Source organism: Rhodococcus sp. C3V (assembly GCF_029269915.1).
In the GTDB taxonomy this organism is placed as follows: Bacteria; Actinomycetota; Actinomycetes; order Mycobacteriales; family Mycobacteriaceae; genus Rhodococcus_F; species Rhodococcus_F qingshengii.
On the sequence record NZ_JARJBE010000005.1, the window covers coordinates 104,974 to 118,751 of the forward strand.

Below are 13,778 nucleotides of genomic sequence, written 5' to 3' on the forward strand. Positions count from 1 at the left end.
ATGACCTATCGAGTAGCAGTGTGTTACGGACGCCCCACCGATCCGGAGGCTTTCGACAAGTACTACAACGAGATCCACGTCCCGCTCGCCAGCGCAGTGCCAGGGCTCTCGGACTTCACGTTCAGCAAGTGCTCGACGCTGGACGGCTCCGATCCAGTCTTCTATGCCGTCGCCAACCTCGAGTTTCCCGATCTCGAGACTATGCAGAGCGGCCTGAAGTCCCCGGAGATGGGCGCCGCTGGAAAAGATGTCGCAAACTTTGCCACCGGCACGGTCGACATGTATGTCCAGGAAGTTGTCTCGGTCCTCTAGACCCCTGCAATTTCCCGATCCCACAGGAGTTGTCTCGTGAGTACAGGAAGCATCACCGCGAGAGAGATGTTCGACGCGGACCAGGCGTCGCAGGCACTCGGTATCGAGATTTCCGAGCTGGCGCCCGGTAGCGCAACCGTGACCGTCACCGTGGGCGAAACCATGGTGAACGGTCACGGAATCACACACGGCGGTTATGTTTTCCTGCTCGCGGACACCGCGTTTGCGCTCGCCTGCAACGGCTACGAGGATTCAGCCGTTGCAGCGCGCGCGGACATCAGATTTCTGCGTCCGACCCGTCTGGGCGACACCTTGACCGCGATCGCCACCGAGAAGGCTCGAGGCGGCCGAAGTGGGATCTACGACGTGACCGTTCGCAATGGCGACACCGTCGTGGCCGAGTTCCGCGGCGACAGTCGAACCATCACCCGCTGAAATTCAGCCCACGGTGTATCAGCCCACGACGGGAAGTTCGAGGGGGCCGGAACCGTCGGCAAAGATCGTCACCGGCATACCTTGCAGTCCCCCACGGAAACTGATGTCGCCACCGGTGATCGCGAGACGCACGGAATGCCCTGGCTCGAATCGGTGCACTATCGCCGGCATCGTCACCGGCACCGGCTGCGACGGATCACTGATGCGTATGGGCGCGATGAGTCCGTTGATCAGCGAGGAAGTTCCGTCCGGAGCCACGTCGTAGAGTTTCGCGAACACCACCGGCTGTCCGGGCGCCGCAACACGCAGCGTCACAGTGGGGGCTCCCACCACGTCCATAGCCTCGGTCATCGGCGCAGTGGTCCAGAGCGCCTCGGTTCCCGGAATCTGTGCATTCGGAATGTTTCCGGCCGGATTGATATTGAGTGGCTCTACGCCCGTCGGCAGCCCAGCCGGTGCGGTGACGATCGTCTTCGAACCCGGTATCACCGGCGTGCCGTCCGGTAGCAGTCCCCCGTCAGCGGACAGATGGAAGGCGCGAGCGGTCCCGACATCGACGGTGTCGGACGTCGCGTAGGCCGGTGCCGCGTTTCCCTCGTAGTCGATCCAGTTGCGGAAATACGCGAATTCCGGGCCGGTCTCGGTGTTCTCGTCCTTGAGGTAGTGATCGAACCAGTCCATGAAGCGACCGGTCTCGTACTGGGTATCCTCGTCGGGTGCGGAGAAGCTGAACTCGCCCGGCGCAGCGGCCAAGTGGCTGTGCCCCCACGAATGCCAGATCATCTTGGCATCGACGCCACGATCCTTCAGCGCGTCGTAAGTCGCGGTTGCCTCGTTCAGATCGAACAGGGTGTCCTGTTGCCCCTGAGCAAGCAGTACCGGGATATTGATCCGGTCGACGAACGACGAGACCGATGACGCTCGTAGCTCACTCACTACTTGCGGTCCGATGTCGCCGGTCACCACTGCCTCGGCGATCGCGTTGCACATGTAAGGGACGTAGTTCGGGCAGCCGGGTAGCCGTGCGGGATCTGCGATGTAACCGTCCACACCGGGATTCGCGATGCCCGCGCCGAAGAGCAGCGATGCAAAGAGCACCTTCGCTGCTCCCGGCTCCGCTGTCGACACACCGGAGATGATTCCCGTGCTGTTGGGCGCCAAGGAATACGAGAGATCGTTCCAGGTGATCATGGGGATGATGGTGTCGATGCGGGGATCGACACTCGCGGCGGCGAATTGAATGCCGCCGCCGTAAGAGCCACCCGTCATTCCGACTCGCGGGTCGTTCGTCGACGGTGCACCGGTGTGATCGACGGAGTCCTGAACCACCGTGGTGAGCGCCGGATAGGGCTGCGTCAGAGCCTGATCCGTGAAGGCAATCCCTTCTTGGCCGCCGAGGAAGCTGACCAACTGGGAAGCGGCGACACCGTCGTATGCGGGAGAGTCGAGTGTGATCTTGCAACTCGTGCCGCCGAAACCCAATCCCGAATACGTCAGTCCGACATACCCGTTCTCGGCGAAGTTCTGCAGGGCAGGAATCTGGTCCTTGTACGAACCGCCGAACCCGTTGGTGGTCAGGATCGCGGGAGCTGGGTTGTCAGAGTCGACACCATCGGGAACAAAGAGTTCACCGACGACGGTGCACGGCGTCGAGAGTTCAGGCCCGACATCGACCGAGAAGTACAGCAGCTGTGACGAATACGAGCCGTTCGGTGAATCCGCGAGCGCCGGCGGCGAAAAGCCGAGGGCGCAAACCACGAGCGTGACGACACTGATCGCTGTTCTCCGGCGCACCTGAAAACCGTACACCCGGATCTGTTCTCCACCAGCTCAATCCGGCGCGTGCCGCCAACGTTTTCTCGCGAAAGTCACGCCAGACCGAGCCGACCTCTACTTGACCGTCAAGGTGCCGTGCATGCTCGGGTGGTAGGTGCAGTGGAACGTGTACGTTCCAGGCTCGTTCGGCACCGTGATGGTTTCCGTCTCACCCGCTTCGATGTCCTCGTTGAACAACCCCGCGGTATCGGACGTGACCGAGTGCTCGACGGTGTCGTTGTTCTGAATGGTCAGTACCTGTCCGGGCATCACCGACTCCGGCGTCGAATATTCGAAACCGCTGATCACGATTCCCATCGACGACGCTCCCGGCGTCGACATACCCAGAGGCATGCTCGGCATCGACATACTGGTCGGCATGCTGGTCATCGGCATACTGGTCATCCCCATGCCGTCGTGATCGGCCGAATCGTTGTCCGACGAATCGTTGTTGTCACTGCACGCGGTCAGTGCGAACACCGCCAGGATCAGCGCTGCGAGCACTGCGAGAATCCGCTTCATTGCTTCGCCTCCTGCTCGTTCCCCCGCAGTCTGCTGATTACCCGCCGCCTAGGGGGCCAAACAGCTCCGATGTGGTGCCTGCGGCGCTGATAGTGCACGATTTCTGCACCAGCTCCACTCGCGGACCGACACTGAAGGAAACAGCACAGATGGCCAAGAGCAAAACGTCGAAGGCAGCCCAGCCGAAGGCGTCGAAGGCAGCGCAGCCCAAGGCTCCCAAGACAGCAGAGCCGAAGGTAGCCGAGAAGGCTCCCGCCGTTCTCTGGAAGGACCTGCCGGACGAGCACGACTACCCGGCAGCCCGCGATTACCTCCAGTTGGGCGCGACGCCGGTTCAGGTCCAAGCTCTCGTGTACGCCCTCAAGACGGCGACGCTGGTCTCGAAGAAGGCCAAAGACATCCTGCGGGCTGCTGGGCTCCCTCTGCTTCCGGTCGACAACCCACACGTTGCTGCCGACCTGTTGAAGATCCGCAAGGGGATCGCGCTGTCGCCGATCCTGCTGGTGCAGGGAGACTTCCGCGCCGGAGTACCGGCGCAGATCGCCGACGGCTACCACCGTGTCTGTGCGAGCTACCACGTGGACGAGAACACCGCCATCCCCGCGAAGATCGCACCCTCGACAGTTAACTCGTAGGTCGTCGATGACCTTCGGCATCCTTGCCCTCGTCGCGCTGGCCGGCATTCTCGGCCCGCTGCTCGGCGCTCGCGTCAGCTGGCATGTCCCCGTGGTGGTCGGCGAACTTGCCGCGGGCGTCGTCTTCGGTGTCACCGGTTTCGGGCTGCTCGACTCTTCGGACCAGACTTTCACGTTCCTGGCCGATATCGGATTCGCGCTCACGATGATGGTGGCCGGCTCACACGTCCCGGTCCGCGATCCGGCAGTCCGTGCGGCAATCGGCAAGGGTGCCGTTCGCTCGGTTGTCGTCGGACTTCTGTCGGTTGTTGCCGGCTACGGTGCGGCGACGGCATTCGGCACCGGTCACGCCGCGCTGTACGCGGTCCTGATCGCGTCGTCGTCCGCGGCGTTGATTCTCCCCATCGTCGATTCGCTGGGGCTCGGTGGAACCTCGGTTCTGCAGATGACTGCCCAGGTCGCGATCGCGGACACCGTCTGCATTGTTGCGCTGCCTTTGGTGATCGATCCGGACAATGCCCCTCGTGCCGGTGTCGGCGCACTGGCTGTGGCGGCGTGTGCGGTTGCCTTGTTCTTCGTACTGCGAGCCTTCCACCGGTCCGGCCATTGGCGAAGGCTCCACAAATTCTCGGAGAAACGAAAGTTTGCACTCGAACTCCGGATCAATCTGGTGATCCTCTTTTCTCTGGCAGCGCTGGCGTCGAGCACTCACGTGTCGATCATGCTCGCGGGCTTCGCCTTCGGGCTCGTTCTTGCCGCGATCGGTGAACCCCGCCGCCTCGCCAAACAGCTCTTCGCCATCACCGACGGCTTCTTCGCTCCCCTCTTCTTCGTCTGGTTGGGAGCGGCGATCAATCTGCGCGACCTCGTCACCCATCCGTCCGCCATCTGGCTCGGGTTGGTCTTGGGCGGAGCAACTCTCGTGGTTCACGCCGCGATACGCGCCCTCGGTCTCCCGCTCCCTCTCGGCGTGCTGTCCGCCGCGCAACTGGGAGTACCGGTTGCCGCAGTTACGGTGGGCACTCAATTGGGGGTGATGCGCGACGGTGAACCCGCAGCCATCCTCCTCGCCGCCATGATCACGATCGGTGCAGCAACGCTGGCGGGTGCTGCCGCGTCGAAAGCTGGTCTCACGAAGCCTGCTTGACCGCGGCCCTCTCCACCGTCAGCAAGCTCTCCTCCGAATGTTCGGCGTGATACGCCGCGCCGCCGCCGCGGACACCGAAGAGTCGCTTGCTCCAGATCAGCCATACGACGGCAGCGATGTTCACCAGCAGCAACCCGGCCCTCAACCACGTGATCTTCTCGGTCAATTCGTAGATTTCGAGGGGCAGGAACAAGCTGGTCGCCACCACCGCGAAGTACTCGCCCCAGCGTTCGACCATCCACAGGCCGACTGCCTCGATCACTTGAAGGCCGGCGTAGACCAACAGCCCGACTGCGATCCAGGTGAGCGTCGTAGCGGACAACGAAAACGCCTGCTCGATGTGATGGACCAGTTTGGAATCGTCGATGTTCCAGCCCAATTGACGGGCAAGTGGCCTGATCAACGGCAATTCGTTCTCGAAGGCGTCCTCGGCGCGACCCTTCGACGATCTCAGTTCGAACACACCGATCGCCAGAAGAACCAAACCCAGAGCGCGGAACAATCTCTCGGTGGCGAGAAGTCGCATGATCAACCGGTCGCGAAGCAGCCTCCCCCGCGGAACCTCGGGGGCGGCGTCCGCCGGTCCCGATGCTCGGGGCGCTCCCGGGACGAAGTTGCCGCAACGTAGGCACCGCCACGCCTGACCCACCGCAGTATCCACATGTAGTCGATCCCGCAGTTCCGGTTCGTCCGGAGCGTAGGTCTCGTGACCGTGCCAACTGCACGAGCGCAATGCGAAGTCCACGGGTGAACTCTATGCCGCATGTGCCCGGTAGCGTGGATACCCGCTGACCGTGCACTTCGAACGATGAGGATTCCGATGACAACCACCAAGATCGAAACCCGGCATGGCGTCATGGCAGTCGACGACAGTGCCACCGACGGTTTTCCGGTTGTCTTCATCCACGGGAACTCGGCCAGCCGCTCCATCTTCCGTCATCAGGTCGACGCCGACTGGGCCGGCGACTACCGCATGATCACTCTGGACCTACTCGGCCACGGCGACTCCGAGGACGCCAGCGATCCCGAAGCCGCATACACGCAGAACGGTTACGCCGACGCCATCGTCGATGTTCTGACCGAACTCGGCGTCGAAAGAGCCGTTGTCGTCGGCTGGTCGCTCGGCGGACACATCGCTCTCGAGTTGATCGCGAAATTCCCCGGGCTCACCGGAATCGTCATCACCGGTACGCCGCCGGCAAATCCCGAGACGCTCGGCGACGCCTTCAATGCCGGCGACGGATTGTCCATCGGCGGCACCGAGGTCATCACCGCGCAAGAAGCCGAACTCTACGCACGAATGACCGCCGTTCCCTTCGAGCAGGCTGCCCTCGACGCCGCGATACGCACGGACGGGCGCGCTCGCAAGATCATGTTCGACGCATTCGGCGCCGGCCGCGAATCGGATCAGAAGGCTCTGGTTGCAACGGCGTCTGTGCCTCTCGCGGTGATCGACGGCGCCGAGGACCCGTTCGTGAACACGTCGTATGTCGCGTCGTTGACCTTCGCGAATCTCTGGGAGGGCACGTATCACGTGATTCCCGGTGTGGGGCATGCAGCGTTCTGGGAAGCCCCTGAGGTGTACAACCCACTGTTGCAACGATTCCTCGCCAGTTTCGCACAGTAACCTGCTGGACGCGGCGTCCTATGAGATAGAAGCCACTCGACAATCCGGCCATGTCCGGATTATTCATCGCCGTCCTACAGTTCGGAAAACGACTGGAGGCACTGCGATGACCATTCTCGAGCACGGCACGGAAACGTGTATCGGTGGACCGACCCTTCCCCAGATACGACGCCTCGTCACCGAAGTGCCCGGCCCCAACTCGCGCGCTTTGGCAAAGCGCCGGAGCGCCGCACTGCCGGCCGGGCTGACCAGCGGATCCAGCATTTACGTTGCCGCAGCGGGCGGAGGAGTTGTCGTCGACGTCGACGACAACTCGTTCATCGACTTCGGCAGCGGCATCGCCGTGACCACCGTCGGAAACAGCGCGCCGCGCGTGGTCGAACGCACCACGCGCCAGCTCGGTCAGTTCACCCATACGTGTTTCCTCGCAAACCCCTACGAGGGGTACCTCGAGGTCTGCGAAGCGCTCAACCGCCTGACCCCCGGAGATCACGAGAAGCGAACAGCGCTGTTCAACACCGGCAGCGAAGCGCTCGAGAACGCCGTGAAATACGCACGTGCCGCCACCGGTCGCCCGGCAGTTGTCGTCTTCGACCACGCATTCCACGGTCGCACGTTGATGACCATGACGATGACAGCCAAGAACCAGCCGTACAAGGCCACATTCGGCCCGTTCGTACCAGAGGTCTACCGGGTTCCGATGGCATACCCCTACCGTTGGCCGAGCGGCCCCGAAAACGCGGCCGACGAAGCATTCGCCCAGTTCCGTCTTGCGATCGACACTCAGATCGGCGCCGAATCGGTAGCCGCTGTGGTCGTGGAACCGATTCAGGGTGAGGGCGGTTTCATCGTTCCCGCTCCGGGATTCCTGAAGCGAATCTCGGAATTCTGCCGTGAGCGCGGCATTCTCGTCGTCGCGGACGAGGTCCAGACCGGTATCGCACGAACCGGAGCCTGGTTCGCCAGCGAGAGTGAGGACTTCGTCCCCGACATCATCACAACCGCAAAAGGTCTCGCCGGCGGAATGCCACTCGCCGCCGTGACCGGCCGTGCCGACGTCATGGACGCCGCGCATCCCGGTGGTATCGGCGGTACGTACAGCGGCAATCCCGTTGCCTGCGAGGCCGCCTTGGCAGTTTTCGAGACGATCGAGATGGAAAGGCTCCTCGACCGCGCCAAGGACATCGGCGACATTCTGACCACAGGTTTGTCCGAAATCGCTTCGGACACAGACATAATCGGCGACATTCGTGGACGCGGCGCCATGATTGCAATCGAACTCGTCCACGACGAGGACAAGGCTCCGAATCGCGAGGCCGTCGCCCAGATCGTCAGCTACGCCCACGCGCACGGTCTCCTTCTGCTCACCGCCGGCACCTATGGAAACGTCGTCCGTTTCCTCCCACCGCTGAGCATCTCCGACGAGTTGCTGACCGAAGGACTCGGTATTCTTCGCGACGCTGTGGCCGCAGTCCGATGAGCGTCGCAGTGCGCAGCTTGATCGGCGGAGCTTGGGTCACGGGCAGCGACGGCACACTGACGGACACCAACCCGGCGCGTCCCGACGAGGTTGTCGCCACCGGAGGCCGCGCCGGTGCCTCCGAAATGGCGACCGGTGTTCGCGTCGCCCGCATCGCCGCGAACGACTGGGCCCGCCTGCCGATGTCCGCACGCGGCGCATACCTCACTCGCGCAGCGGAAATCATAGACTCCAACGCTGAGGCCTGGGGCGAAGAACTCACCCGCGAAGAAGGGAAAACGCTGGCCGAGGGTATCGGAGAGGTGCGCCGCGCAGCGCAGATTCTGCGTTACTACGGCAACGCCGCCGACCGCGAGACCGGAACGGTGTATTCCTCCCCACGTAGCAGCGAGCAGATTCTCGTCACTCGCAAACCTCTCGGCGTGGTAGGCGTCGTCACGCCGTTCAACTTCCCGATCGCGATCCCGGCATGGAAGATTGCGCCTGCCTTGGTGTACGGAAACACCGTCGTCTGGAAACCGGCTGCCGCGGTGCCCCTTCTGGCCTTCCGTCTCGCGCAGGCATTGACCGAAGCGGGCCTACCCGACGGAGTCCTGAACATGATCCTCGCCGACAGCGCGGCCGGTGAAGCGCTGGTCGATCACCCGGACCTCGACGCCGTCACCTTCACCGGTTCCACCGGCGTCGGCCGAAAGATCGCGGGATCTGCTGCGGCGCGCGGAGTTCCGGTACAGGCGGAAATGGGTGGAAAGAACGCAGCCGTCGTACTTGCCGACGCAGATCTCGAGCTTGCGGTCGAGCAGGTCATGCTGGGCGCATTTCGGTCAACCGGCCAGAAATGCACGGCCACTTCACGTCTGGTGCTCCATGAATCCATCGCCGAGGAATTCCTGGCCAGGCTGACCGTCGAAGTCAAGCAACTGAGAGTCGGAGATCCACTCGATCCCGACGTCACGACAGGTCCCGTGGTCAGCGCATACGCGCAGCAGTCGATCATCGAGGGGATCAATCGAGCCGTCGACGGCGGCGCCAGGGTTGTGGCCACCGCCGAAGCGCCGCAGTCGGGCTACTACGTCCAGCCGACAGTGCTGGAACTACCGGCGAGCACCGAACTGTGGTTCGAGGAACTCTTCGGCCCGGTACTGGCGGTGCAGCGGGCAGCAACAACCGCAGACGCATTCCGCTTGGCGAACGAGGGCGAATTCGGTTTGTCCGCAGCATTGTTCACGCAAGACCTGACCAGTGCACTTGCCGGTATCGACGATCTGGACGTGGGGATCCTGCACGTCAATTCGGAATCGGCGGGCGCTGATCCCCACGTACCTTTCGGCGGCGCGAAGAGGAGTGGATACGGGCCCAAGGAACAAGGCGACGCGGCACGAGAGTTCTTCACTCACACCACCACCGTCTATCTCAGGGGCGGCCGAGCATGATCTGAATTCGATTCCGCCTGCAGCAGTTCACGAGCTTTGAGTGCGATCCACAACTCGGACCGGGTGTGGGCGGAATCGAGATCTCGGCCGATCAACTCGGCAGCCTTGTCCATGCGGTTACGCAGCGTGTGCCGGTGAACACCCAATTGCGCTGCAGCGGATTCCCATTGACCATTGTGGTGCAGGAACGCTTCGATCGAGTCCACCAGACGGGAACCGTTCTCGGCGTCGTAGCCTTCCAGCACACCGAGACCGCCGGCCGCGATCGACTGCAGAACATCGCTCGACTGCACACTCAACAAGAGACTGAAAGTCCCGAGTTCCGAGAACGGAACGAGCGTGTGCCCTTCGACCTGCCCCACTTTGGCAGCAGAGACGGCCTCGCGCAGACTGGCTGCTACACCGCTCATCGGCCGGACGCCACCGATTCCACCGTTGATACTCCGGCGTGAATTCTCCCGCACTCTCGCATACACACTGCGCGTGACCTTCTCCGCAACTTCACTTTTCACGACGAACCACACACCGGTTCCGTCATTCAGCGGGGCCAACAGGTACGGCACCGACTCTTCTTCCAGGGCCGCTGAAGTGATGTCGGTGGCCGCAAGCAAAGGTCCGACATCGGTCAAGGCAGTTGCCACCACCGTGGTTTCGGATTCGAATCCGAAGTACCGCAACAGACTTTCGTCGACGTCACCGCCGGCCTGGCGCACCATCGTCGTAACCGCCAACCTCAGCCGCTGTTCGGCATCGACAACCCGCAACGGCTTGGCAAGCTCGATGGTCAACAGCGACACCGTGTGGCCCACCAACAATCGCTCGGACTGATCCAAGGCAGCGTCGGACGCCACGGCCAGCGTGCCGCTCACAGCAAGGCGGTGAATGGCCAGGTGACCGTCGTCGTCCACCACGATCCGGCTGCGCTCCTTACCTGATCGCTCCCTGATGCGTTCGGGCAGAGACGAACTCGCACCTTCCGTCAGAGCCAGCACCGCGCCGTCCCGATCGAGAACACAGACTGCTGCGTGAACGGCTCGACCCAGGGCAGTGATCAGAGCCGGCACCCCGTCGAGCAGAGCACGCGCCAACTTCTCCTGCGCGTCGACCACCGCCTGCACCGTTCGTATCTGGTCGGCGGTCAGTTCGTCGATCACGGCCCGCGAAATGGCGATGAACGGCGTCTCCTTGGCGACGGAAAGCACGGCAAAACCCAGTTCGTCGCCGGCCCTGATGATCGCGTCCGGCACCCTTTCGTGCACGGTGCCGGTGTCGAACGCCAGTGCCACCGCACCGGTCTGCGCGATGCGCTCGACGTACTCGTATTGCTTTGTCGCCGAACGTGGTAGGTGCAGCCCCGTCGTCATGACAAGCTCTCCACCGGCGAGCCAACGAGTCGGATCCTGCAATTCGATTGCGTGCGCCCAGCTGATCGACAGATCCACGTCGTCGTGACCGGCAACGATCGCGAGGCCGAGCGAAGTGGTGGCCGCCAGGCGCCGGACAGTCATCGGCATTACCGGAACCTCCGAAGGCAGTGAATAGAAAGGCAGTGGATAAATGGGCAGTGGACAGAACTGACAGTTTCCAGTTCAGATTTGTACATCAAGTCCATGTTCTGGATCACACGATGAGCTTAGCGTCTCTCCGAAAGAACTGATCGCGCCATGCAATAGGAGCTGAGCCCAGATGCCCGACAGCAGCACCGAAACAGCCGAAGCCGCCAGCGTTCATTCGACACTCAAAACAGGCTTGAAGAAGCGTCACCTGACCATGCTTTCCATGGGCGGCGTCATCGGCGCCGGTTTCTTCGTCGGGCTGAGCGGAATCATCAACCAGGCGGGCCCCGGCGCAGTCATCACGTGCGCGATCTGCGGCATCATCGTGTTCCTGGTGATGCGCATGCTCGGCGAAATGGCCGTGGCCAAGCCGTGTACGGGATCGTTCACCGAATACGCGCGCATGGCGTTGGGCGACTGGGCGGGTTTCACCACTGGCTGGCTCTACTGGTATTTCTGGGTGATCGTCGTCGGCATCGAATCCGTCGTCGGAGCTACCCTGCTCTCCCGGTGGATCCATGGTGTCCCGCTCTGGCTCATGTCAGCGGTACTCCTGTTGGTGATGACCGGGGTCAATCTTCTCTCCGTCAGCAACTTCGGCGAGGCCGAGTACTGGTTTGCGGGTATCAAGGTCGCCGTCATCATCGGCTTCATCGTGCTCGGCAGTCTGTTCGTCTTCGGCATCTGGCCCGGCAGTGAAGTCGATTTCAGCAATCTGACCGGCCACGGAGGATTTCTGCCGAACGGCTTCACCCCCGTACTGGTGGGCGTTGTCGCCGTGATCTTCTCCATGACCGGAGCCGAGCTGGTCACGATCGCCGCAGCGGAATCCGCCGAACCCGCCGGAGCGATCAGGCGGGCCACGAACACGGTCGTCTTCCGCATTCTCGCCTTCTTCGTTGTCGCCACCTTCCTCCTCGTGACGATGCTGCCGTGGGATTCGTTCGTCGTCGGCGATTCTCCGTTCATCTCCGCACTCGACCTGCTCGGAATTCCCGGCGCCGCCGACATTCTCAATCTCGTGGTTCTGGTCGCGGTGCTGTCCTGCCTCAATTCCGGCCTGTACACGGCGTCGCGGATGCTCTTCGCACTCTCCGTCTACAACGACGCGCCGGCCTGGATGACACGGACCAACAGCCGCGGCGTGCCGGTGAAGGGCGTACTCGCCTGCACCGTGGCCGGGTACTTCTGTATCGCGGCCGGCTACATCTGGCCGGATACGATTTTCTTGTTCCTCGTGAATTCGTCGGGCGCGATCTGCTTGTTCGTTTACATCCTGATCTGTGTATCCGAACTACGCCTCCGACGCCGATGGGAACGCGAAAGCCCCGAGATTCTGAAATTCCGTGTCTGGTTGTACCCCGGCCTGCCGATAGTGGTCACTGGTCTGATTCTCGTGATCCTGGTGGGAATGGGGCTCAACGAACCCACGCGCGCGGAATTCGTCCAAAGCCTGGTCGCGCTGGGGGTCATCCTCGCCGCTTACGGCGTGAGAAAGTCTCGTACGCGAAAAGTCGGATCGTTCGCGACCGGCTCGAACAACGCACACAGCAGTTCGAAGAAGGCTTGAAACAAGCATCGAGTAAGCACTCGACTCGATAATTGAACCTCTTCCCCGAAAAGAGTCGATCCGATGGAAGCGGTCGAACATAGATTTTCTCTTTACCTAAATTCAAGGCAAAATGGACAGCATGCCGAGCCCTGTCATCGCCTCCGAGGGGCACAGTTCTTGGCGAACACTTCACGAATGGTTCAACGAACCACACGACTACGAGTGGATAAAGCACCAGAGATCCGGCCGGGCAATCATTCCGATCTTCCGAACCTTGCTCGGAATGATGACGATCATCTTCGGACTGTCCGCTTTCTACAAATTGATCGGTCCGGATACGCCGCCGACCACACCCGGCAAAGCTCTTTCGATTTTCATGATCTGTACGTGTGTGGGAATCGCCGCATGCTGGTTCACACAACCGTTTCCCGGACGCCGGGGGTTGCTTGCATTCGGAATATTCGCAGATCTCGGGATCGCGGCCGCCGTCCTCCTGGTGCCGGATCGCTCGTCCGGGACGTTCGGTTGCATCGTCTTCGCGGTCACCGGAACCTTTGCGACGCTTTTTGTCAGCGCAAGGTGGCTTGTCGCTCATGTCGTTTGGTCGACGACCGTCACGACTACCGTTTTCGTTCTTGCCTATCTAGAAGGCGACGTCGATATCACGACGCTTCTGGCCCGCGGCACCGTTCTTTTCGGAGCTGTCACACTCGTTCCCATTTTTGCGCACCTGACTTGGCGCACTCTCTACCGCGATGCCCAGTATTCGGACCGGGATCCCCTCACTGGACTGTTCAACCGTCGGGGACTGGAAGGGGCAGTCGGCGATCTCTTCGAGAGCACCCGAGACGATTCTTCATCTCTCGCCTTCATCGTCGTCGATATCGACAAATTCAAAACGGTGAATGATCTTCACGGTCATGCCGAAGGCGATCATGTCATCAGGAGAACCGCGAACCGATTGAGCACACATCTCGGCGAACGCGGAGTCATCGCTCGAACCGGCGGAGAAGAATATCTGGCTGTCATTGCCGGTGATCCCGAATCGACAACCCTGTTGATCGAAGGGATAAACGCGGCGCTGTCGGATTGTTCCGACGCGATCCCCACAACGGTGAGCGTCGGAGCGGTGATGATGACCGCCGAATCGAAGGCGTGGAGCGGCGGTGCTTCCGCAATCCTGGCGGCGACAAATGTCGCGGATTCGATGATGTATCAAGCGAAAGCGGCAGGCGGTAATACGATCCGCTCGGCTCAGATCTGA

At 61.9% G+C, this 13,778-nt stretch carries 13 protein-coding genes; 9 read left to right on the forward strand and 4 right to left on the reverse strand.

The window, feature by feature from the left end:
• The gene (locus P3G66_RS15405; RefSeq protein WP_007730606.1) at positions 1–312 is read left to right on the forward strand and encodes an EthD family reductase; all 312 of its coding nucleotides are present in this window, start codon (positions 1–3) and stop codon (positions 310–312) included.
• Positions 313–378: 66 nt separating this feature from the next.
• A complete protein-coding gene (gene paaI / locus P3G66_RS15410) occupies positions 379–747 on the forward strand; it encodes a hydroxyphenylacetyl-CoA thioesterase PaaI (protein ID WP_050794025.1) in 369 nt (122 codons plus the stop codon).
• An 18-nt stretch (positions 748–765) separates the two neighbouring features.
• Here paaI and P3G66_RS15415 read toward each other — a convergent pair whose 3' ends face one another.
• Positions 766–2,541: a CocE/NonD family hydrolase gene (locus P3G66_RS15415; RefSeq protein WP_276116802.1), complete on the reverse strand. Its 1,776-nt coding sequence runs from the start codon at positions 2,539–2,541 to the stop codon at positions 766–768.
• Positions 2,542–2,637: 96 nt separating this feature from the next.
• A complete protein-coding gene (locus P3G66_RS15420) occupies positions 2,638–3,084 on the reverse strand; it encodes a cupredoxin domain-containing protein (RefSeq protein WP_042446430.1) in 447 nt (148 codons plus the stop codon).
• A gap of 272 nt (positions 3,085–3,356) precedes the next feature.
• On the opposite strand from P3G66_RS15420, the gene P3G66_RS15425 reads away from it, so the two are divergent.
• A complete protein-coding gene (locus P3G66_RS15425) occupies positions 3,357–3,719 on the forward strand; it encodes a hypothetical protein (protein WP_042446474.1) in 363 nt (120 codons plus the stop codon).
• A gap of 7 nt (positions 3,720–3,726) precedes the next feature.
• Positions 3,727–4,866, forward strand: coding sequence for a cation:proton antiporter (locus tag P3G66_RS15430; RefSeq protein WP_276116803.1), 1,140 nt, complete (start codon positions 3,727–3,729; stop codon positions 4,864–4,866).
• Here P3G66_RS15430 and P3G66_RS15435 read toward each other — a convergent pair.
• Positions 4,850–5,611, reverse strand: a complete 762-nt coding sequence (locus tag P3G66_RS15435; RefSeq protein ID WP_276116804.1) for a DUF2127 domain-containing protein — start codon at positions 5,609–5,611, stop codon at positions 4,850–4,852. The genes P3G66_RS15430 and P3G66_RS15435 overlap by 17 nt on opposite strands.
• A 75-nt stretch (positions 5,612–5,686) precedes the next feature.
• On the opposite strand from P3G66_RS15435, the gene P3G66_RS15440 reads away from it, so the two are divergent.
• The 3 genes from P3G66_RS15440 (at position 5,687) to P3G66_RS15450 (ending at position 9,406) form a co-directional block, all read left to right on the forward strand.
• Positions 5,687–6,493 (forward strand): alpha/beta hydrolase, encoded by an 807-nt coding sequence (locus P3G66_RS15440; protein ID WP_276116805.1) that lies wholly within the window; start codon positions 5,687–5,689, stop codon positions 6,491–6,493.
• Between the two features lie 106 nt (positions 6,494–6,599).
• Positions 6,600–7,973 carry a 4-aminobutyrate--2-oxoglutarate transaminase gene (gene gabT, locus P3G66_RS15445; RefSeq protein WP_276116806.1) on the forward strand — a complete coding sequence of 458 codons (1,374 nt, stop codon included), beginning with the start codon at positions 6,600–6,602 and terminating at the stop codon, positions 7,971–7,973.
• The gene (locus P3G66_RS15450; RefSeq protein WP_276116807.1) at positions 7,970–9,406 is read left to right on the forward strand and encodes an aldehyde dehydrogenase family protein; all 1,437 of its coding nucleotides are present in this window, start codon (positions 7,970–7,972) and stop codon (positions 9,404–9,406) included. The genes gabT and P3G66_RS15450 overlap by 4 nt, the downstream gene beginning before the upstream one ends.
• Here P3G66_RS15450 and P3G66_RS15455 read toward each other — a convergent pair.
• Positions 9,382–10,914 (reverse strand): PucR family transcriptional regulator, encoded by a 1,533-nt coding sequence (locus P3G66_RS15455; protein WP_230359179.1) that lies wholly within the window; start codon positions 10,912–10,914, stop codon positions 9,382–9,384. The two genes, P3G66_RS15450 and P3G66_RS15455, sit on opposite strands and share 25 nt — an antisense overlap.
• A gap of 178 nt (positions 10,915–11,092) precedes the next feature.
• On the opposite strand from P3G66_RS15455, the gene P3G66_RS15460 reads away from it, so the two are divergent.
• The gene (locus tag P3G66_RS15460; RefSeq protein ID WP_276116808.1) at positions 11,093–12,532 is read left to right on the forward strand and encodes an amino acid permease; all 1,440 of its coding nucleotides are present in this window, start codon (positions 11,093–11,095) and stop codon (positions 12,530–12,532) included.
• A 121-nt stretch (positions 12,533–12,653) separates the two neighbouring features.
• Complete coding sequence (locus P3G66_RS15465) at positions 12,654–13,778, forward strand: GGDEF domain-containing protein (protein ID WP_230359180.1); 1,125 nt, start codon at positions 12,654–12,656, stop codon at positions 13,776–13,778.